Origin of the sequence: Alteromonas sp. AO-Serp (assembly GCF_017849675.1) — a bacterium.
In the GTDB taxonomy this organism is placed as follows: domain Bacteria; phylum Pseudomonadota; class Gammaproteobacteria; order Enterobacterales; family Alteromonadaceae; genus Alteromonas; species Alteromonas macleodii.
Map to the genome: position 1 here is coordinate 1 of NZ_JAFLMX010000352.1, position 6,244 is coordinate 6,244.

The 6,244-nt window shown below is 46.5% G+C and carries 6 protein-coding genes; 1 reads left to right on the forward strand and 5 read right to left on the reverse strand.

Translation table 11 applies throughout. The annotated features are described in order from the left end of the window. The coding region (gene hslU, locus QVA83_RS21990) for an ATP-dependent protease ATPase subunit HslU (RefSeq protein ID WP_287498967.1) at positions 1 to 867 on the reverse strand (867 nt) is incomplete at its 3' end. Between the two features lie 82 nt (positions 868 to 949). Further along, the gene (hslV, locus tag QVA83_RS21995; RefSeq protein ID WP_014950969.1) at positions 950 to 1,474 is read right to left on the reverse strand and encodes an ATP-dependent protease subunit HslV; all 525 of its coding nucleotides are present in this window, start codon (positions 1,472 to 1,474) and stop codon (positions 950 to 952) included. 303 nt (positions 1,475 to 1,777) lie between these two features. Here hslV and QVA83_RS22000 point away from each other — a divergent pair, with 303 nt between their 5' ends. Next, positions 1,778 to 2,398 (forward strand): DUF1294 domain-containing protein, encoded by a 621-nt coding sequence (locus QVA83_RS22000; protein WP_269350016.1) that lies wholly within the window; start codon positions 1,778 to 1,780, stop codon positions 2,396 to 2,398. Here the strand turns inward: QVA83_RS22000 and QVA83_RS22005 are convergent. The 3 genes from QVA83_RS22005 to priA form a co-directional block, all read right to left on the reverse strand. Further along, positions 2,395 to 3,135, reverse strand: a complete 741-nt coding sequence (locus QVA83_RS22005) for a hypothetical protein (RefSeq protein ID WP_110289371.1) — start codon at positions 3,133 to 3,135, stop codon at positions 2,395 to 2,397. The genes QVA83_RS22000 and QVA83_RS22005 overlap by 4 nt on opposite strands. A gap of 85 nt (positions 3,136 to 3,220) precedes the next feature. After that, entirely contained in the window at positions 3,221 to 3,811 is a 591-nt protein-coding gene (locus QVA83_RS22010; protein WP_014977575.1) for a cbb3-type cytochrome oxidase assembly protein, read from the reverse strand. A 131-nt stretch (positions 3,812 to 3,942) separates the two neighbouring features. Beyond that, positions 3,943 to 6,132, reverse strand: a complete 2,190-nt coding sequence (priA, locus tag QVA83_RS22015; RefSeq protein ID WP_287498968.1) for a primosomal protein N' — start codon at positions 6,130 to 6,132, stop codon at positions 3,943 to 3,945. Between the last annotated feature and the right edge of the window lie 112 nt (positions 6,133 to 6,244).

Here is a 6,244-nt window from a genome sequence, read left to right on the forward strand (position 1 = left end):
TACCGTTGAACCTTCCACAAGTGGAAGCAAGTCACGCTGAACACCTTCGCGAGACACATCGGCCGACGAGTTGCCCTCGCGCTTACAAATTTTGTCAATTTCGTCGATAAACACAATACCGTGCTGTTCTACCGACTCAATGGCCTTTTCCTTTAAATCTTCTTGATTCACAAGGCGTGCAGCCTCTTCTTCAATTAGTAATTTGAACGCTTCTTTAATTTTCAGCTTCTTCTTTTTCTTTTGCGAACCCGACAAGTTCTGGAACATGCCCTGAAGCTGATTGGTCATTTCTTCCATACCTGGAGGCGCCATAATTTCTACGCCAACCTGCGGAAGTGCTACGTCAATTTCAATTTCTTTGTCGTCTAGGTCGCCTTGACGAAGCTTTTTGCGAAATGCTTGGCGCGTGCCGCGATCTTCAACGTTTTCCTTATTACCCCATGCATCTTCTGGTGGAGGCAGCAAAACATCTAAAATGCGCTCTTCCGCAGCTTCTTCTGCGCGGAATTTCACCTTTTTCATTTCATTTTCTTTCGTCATCTTCACCGCAATATCAGCAAGATCACGAATGATGGTCTCAACTTCTTTACCTACATAGCCCACTTCAGTGAACTTAGTCGCTTCAACTTTAATGAACGGCGCGTTAGCAAGTTTTGCTAAACGGCGGGCTATTTCAGTTTTACCCACACCCGTAGGGCCAATCATCAAAATATTTTTTGGCGTAACTTCTTGGCGCAGCTCAGGTTCAAGCTGCATACGACGCCAGCGATTTCGAAGTGCAATAGATACAGCGCGCTTGGCATCTTGTTGACCAATAATATGTCGGTCTAACTCGTGAACAATTTCTCTTGGTGTCATTTCAGACATGAATAAACCCTTTTCTAACAGCGCTTGCTGTACTCAAATTCATACGAGCGACAGCAAACCGATAACAGCACTCAGCTATTACTTAGTAATCTAGTACATCAACCGTTTGGCTATGGTTAGTGAATACGCAAATATCACCCGCTATGGTCAACGCTTTTTCGGCAATTTCTTTTGCGCTTAGCTCTGTATTTTCAAGTAGTGCAGTAGCTGCGGCTTGAGCGTAGTTACCACCAGAGCCAATCGCGATAAGATCTTGTTCTGGCTGCACCACATCACCGTTACCGGTAATAATAAACGATGCGGTTTCGTCTGCTACGGCAAGCAGCGCTTCTAGCTTGCGAAGCGCCCTGTCAGTTCGCCAGTCTTTAGCAAGCTCTACTGCCGCTTTGGTCAGATGGCCTTGGTGCGCTTCTAGCTTTGCTTCAAAGCGTTCAAACAGCGTAAATGCGTCGGCCGTGCCACCAGCAAAGCCCGCTAAAATCTTGTCGTGGTATAAACGGCGCACTTTGCGCGCATTACCTTTCATTACGGTATTGCCCAGTGATACCTGTCCGTCACCGGCCATTACCACTTGATTCCCACGTCGTACAGATACAATCGTTGTCACGTTAATTCCCCGTTTGGCTGGGCGCTGCTGCGTTTTTCGTCTAGCAAAGGCAGCAGCGTTCAAATTCAATAACAAATAAGTGGGGGAAGGCTTTTTAATTTCAAGGGTAATACAAAAGAATGTGCGCTCAAACCTGCCTACTATATGGGCTTAGCGCATACGGCGCTTATTGAATACCCCATATCTAGAGTGCATACTTTCGCCAATGAAGCCCTATGGCCAGTTGAAATAATGCCTAATTGATAGAGCACAGATAAAATAGCAACACTGAAGTCGCTACATAATGGTATTAAAGGAGTAAGAATGAAGTATCAAGGAAGAATACAACAGTGGGACGATGCTAAAGGTTTTGGCTTTGTAGAGCCCAACGGTGGCGGAATACGGGCGTTTGCTCATATCAAAGCGTTTAAACAGCGCTCTAGGCGCCCTGTTAATGGCGACATTATTGTTTATGAAGTTGAGCAGGATAGAAAAGGCAATCACCGCGCCTGCAACATCAGCTTACTCAAGGATCACAAAGCAAAACGTTTACGCGCCAATAAGCCAACTTCGCAAAGAAAACGTAATATTATCGTACTGAGTATTTTCTCCGGTGCACTTGCGTTATTTACATTGTCAGGTCGGTTACCGTTTATAGTGCCTATCATTTATGGCGCGGTAAGTATGCTTACCATACTGTTTTACGGCATAGACAAATCGGCTGCAAAAAAGGAAAAACGGCGAGTTTCAGAGGCAAAACTGCATATATTAAGCTTATTGGGAGGTTGGCCTGGTGCATTGCTAGCCCAACAGATTTTTAAACATAAGCGTAGTAAATCGTCATTTATGAGGGTTTATTGGGTAACGGTTTTGGTTAATCTCATTTTGCTTGGGCTAATTGCATTTGAAGTGATTAGTACGCAGGCATTCATGGTTGAAATTTAGCGAAATCGATACCCTTCAATGTCAAAACCAAAACCACTTTCGGAGCCCTTAACATACACCCATCCTTTATTTGGTAAGCGTTTGTGCTCACTTTGATTTAAGCATAATCGCCCATCTGACAAGGTACCGCTCTCTTTTAACAACAGTGAGTGTCGACAGTGTTTAGAGCCGCTGCCTTTTTCATAAGCAAATTTCAGTTCCGTTTCTTGTTTTCCGGACGCCAAGTGAAGCGTGTAGGGCAATGCCCTATCAATAAAATTCCAAGTAAAAATAAGCCCCAAAAACGGCATGGTGAAAATTGTTACTTTTCCACGCCAATCTTTCATCACAAATTGCGCTTGTCGTTTATCGATGGAAATAGACAGGTAATAAAAGGCACAATAAACAAAAGTAAATAAAACAATGGCCCATGTTGAATTATTTAGCCATGCGTTAATCACGATAAAGTTGGTGAATGCCGATACAATCAAAGCGCCAATAAGTACTAAAAAAGCGCCGTTACTGATACGTGTTATTGGATGAAGCTCAGACCACTTAGGTCGAGTAAAATGCTCATCTTGATGGGCGCTATCCGTATCATTCTCAGGTGGCAGCGTTGCCCGCTTAGCAGCGAGCTCATTTTTTGCTGCCTGATAGCGTTCTGGAAAGGCCTGCTTATCAATATTTTCCAGAACGTCCTCAAGCTCTTCTATGCTATAAGCGGCGTAATTTGGTTGTTCGGTGATGGCAATACTCATTGATACTTCCTTGTAAACGCATCCTTTCTCTACGCGCTATTTCAGCGCCGTATGCACCGCATTAAGTGTTACCTACAATAATCTGCTACAAATTCCAGTACCAAATTTGGCATGTCGCAATGTTCACTTTACGCAGACTGTGCTTGGCTTTTTCTGCATCACGCTTAGACTCGTAAGGGCCCAGAATAACGCGGAACCAATCGCCGTTGCTGCCAGTGCTGTGTCTGATAAGCGCCTCTAAACCTTGGAATGCAATTTTGGCTTTCATCTCTTCAGCCTGCGCGCGGGTTCTAAACGAGGCGCACTGCATTAAATAGCGTTTGTCAGATTTTTCTTGCTCTTTGACCTCAACTTCTACTTCATATCCTGGAAGGGTCTTAATGTACTCCCATTCTTCTTCAGGAAGCTCAGGTAACGTCTCTTCTGTAGGAGCCACAGGTCGTGAAGCTTGTGTATCCACGTCGTCTTCTACATTGTCTTTTATTGACCACAAAAATGCACCAAAGCCAATCACCAATGCGAATACGCCAACAAGGCGCACAATAGGAAGTTTTCCAGAAACCGGGGCATTAGATTGCGCATTTGATTGCGCGCTTCTGGCCGGTTTTCTACCTTTACCAGCCGGCTTCTTTTTCTGAGGAGAGCGTCCACGAGAGACATAATCGCGTTGAGCCATAGTCGGCAATATTCCTACTTGTTATCGTTGTTTGTATGCGTAAGAAAACGTCATATACCAAATCTTTATGAAGCAGCAGCTTTCCTGCACTTCAATCCTGCAGAAATTTTAACGTATTGCTACCCAACAAGCTAACTGAAATCGGTAGGATCAATATCTATCGACCACCTTACCTTCATTGCCTGTGGCAACGCCTGTAAAAATGGCAGCGCCAAACGCAGCGCATTGTGAAGCGGCGCACGCTTTTCATGGCTGCATACCAGCATAAACCGAAACCTGCCTTGCCGCTTTTCAATTAGACAAGGAAACGGGCCATTTAACGCAATAGCATGCTGCTGGTGAAATACTTGTTTGCTGTCTTGTAAAAAGCGATAGGCCAAACTGCTGTCGGTCGCTTCTGCGCGAATGACAAACTGGCTAATAAAAGGGGGAAGCCCTGCCGCTTTTCGCTCCATTAAAGCGTGTCTGGCGAAATGCCCATAGCCGTTATGTACTAAATCTTGTAGCAAAGGATGGTGGGGATTGTGAGTTTGCAGCCACATTTCACCGGGTTTACTGGCGCGCCCTGCTCTTCCTGCAAGCTGAGTTACAAGCTGAGCGAGCTTTTCTGGTGCTCTAAAATCGGCACTAAAAAGTGCGCCATCACAATCTAGCACCGCCACTAAGGTTACATGCGGGAAATGATGACCTTTTGATAGTATTTGGGTACCGACCAAAAGCTGGTACTCTTGGCGGTTTATTGCATCCAGTGTTTGGTGCAGTTTATCTTTGCCCCGCACGGTGTCGCTGTCTATTCGTACCTGTTTAACACCGGGAAATAAACTTGCAAGCCCTTGCTCGACTTGCTCGGTCCCTGTGCCCGCCGTAACTAATTCATTGTGATGGCACGCTTCGCAGTTTGATGGCATTGAGCGCATGCCGCCGCAGTGATGACACTGTAAACGGTTCTGCGCTTTATGCACAGTATAAGGGCGGTCACAACGCTTACACATGACGGTTTCGCCGCAGTGATGGCAAAGCAGCGCTGGCGCATAGCCTCTGCGATTCACAAACACCAATACCTGATTTCCCGCGTTGATATGCTGGCGCATTATCGTTAGCAAGCCTTGCGAAATACCGTAGTGAATGGGTTGGTCACGCGCGTCCAACACGCGCTGATGCGTGCTTTTCGCACCTCCCGCTCGCTTAGTTAACTGCAAATGGGCATAGCGACCGCTTAGCGCATTATTAAGTGTTTCGAGTGCGGGCGTGGCGCTGCCTAATAAAAGAGGAATATTGTGCTGCTTAGCCCGCATGGCTGCTAGGTCACGGGCGTGATAGCGAAGCCCATCTTGTTGTTTAAAAGACTCGTCGTGCTCTTCATCCACAATCAGCATGCCGGGGTTGTGCAGCGGAGTGAAAATAGCTGAACGGGTACCGATGATTATCCCGAGTTCACCAGCTCTTGCTCGCTGCCACACCTGTAGCCGTTCTTTATCAGAAAGCTGAGAGTGTAAAACGCCCACTGCAATACCAAAGCGCTTTTCAAAGCGTGACACCGTTTGCGGCGTCAGCCCAATTTCTGGCACAAGTATAAGCACTTGTTTTCCGTCGCGCAGTAAGGGTTCGATGGCTTGAAGGTACACTTCCGTTTTACCGCTACCGGTAACCCCTTCAAGCAAACTTACAGCGAAATTGCCCTGCTGACGATTAAGTGCGGCAATGGCAACCGACTGCTCAGTATCTGGAATTGGCTTTTCAGACACCGATAACGAGGCAAGCCAACTGCCTGACTTAAATTCAGGCGCGACTTCTTCAATGCTTATCAATGACTTTTCGACGAGCGCTTTGACCGCAGGTGCGCCATACTGCTTGCGCGCTTGGGATGCTAATAAGGCACCACCAGCCATTGCAGTAAAACAGGCTTGTTGTTTAGGCGCCCGCGATAACGTGTCTGCAGTCGTTTGCTTACCTTCTTCGGTAAGCATTAACATGTCTTGGGGTGTTGGCGCTGCTGACTCGCCTTTGCGTAATAAGACAGGCAGCATGGCGTGTAGCACTTCACCCGGCGCATGATGATAGTACTGCCACAGCCATTGGGCCATTTTCAACAACACCCCATCTATAATAGGGCTATCGTCCAGTACCGACTCAATAGCTTTTAGCTTATTGGAGTTTTCAATGTCGCTTTCAGTTTTGTGTAGGGTTTCAACAACTACGCCCACAAGTTTGCTCGGACCGAAAGGCACAACCACTATTACACCCGCACTTAGCGCGTTTCCGTGGGTATACGTGAAAAGTTGGCGCAGTGGCACTGGCACGGCAACTTGGATAAAGGCCATTGCGAAGGTTCTACCTTATTTGACGATTGTTACAGCGCGTAATGCGCTTACTAAGCTTCTTATGTTGAAACTAATTATACTGAGGCTTCTTGCAGACCTATACGTTACAGCA